Below are 523 nucleotides of genomic sequence, written 5' to 3' on the forward strand. Positions count from 1 at the left end.
GGCCCGAACCCGAAGTCTCGGGCTCACCAACAAGGTAACGGGCGGGCGGAGGGGCGGCGCTGCCACCGTGGTGGGACCCCGCAGAGGCACCTCCGCCGGGGCGTGGACCTCTCAGAGCGCGCTGAGCCCCTGCACGAAGTCATCGAGGACTCCACGTGTCCAGTAGGCACCGTCATCGGGGACCGCATCGTTGCCCACGGCGAAGACCAGGGTGCGCCCCCCCGATGTCGTCACGACTCCCGCCAATGAGGAGACGGTGGACAGGGAACCGGTCTTGGCCTGGACGTTGGCAGCGGCCTCCCCCGTGGTGAAGCGCGTGTCGAGTGTGCCGTCGAGGCCGCCCCAGGGCAGTGAGCGCACGAGGTCTCGCAGATCGGGTCGCTGGGACGTCATGCCCGTGCGCAGGGTCTGGGCCAGGGTTCGCCCGGAGATGCGGTTGTCGGAGGACAGGCCCGAGCAGTCCCCCAGGCTCAGCCCATCGGTGTCCACCCCGAGTGCCTTGAGGGTGGAGACCACGTGGGCG

General features: G+C 70.2%; 1 protein-coding gene. It reads right to left on the reverse strand.

Annotated elements, in window-relative coordinates:
- Positions 1-111: 111 nt before the first annotated feature.
- The coding region (locus tag FK530_RS25485) for a D-alanyl-D-alanine carboxypeptidase (protein WP_193560381.1) at positions 112-523 on the reverse strand (412 nt) is incomplete at its 5' end.

The organism is Tsukamurella conjunctivitidis (assembly GCF_007858475.1).
GTDB lineage: Bacteria > Actinomycetota > Actinomycetes > Mycobacteriales > Mycobacteriaceae > Tsukamurella > Tsukamurella conjunctivitidis.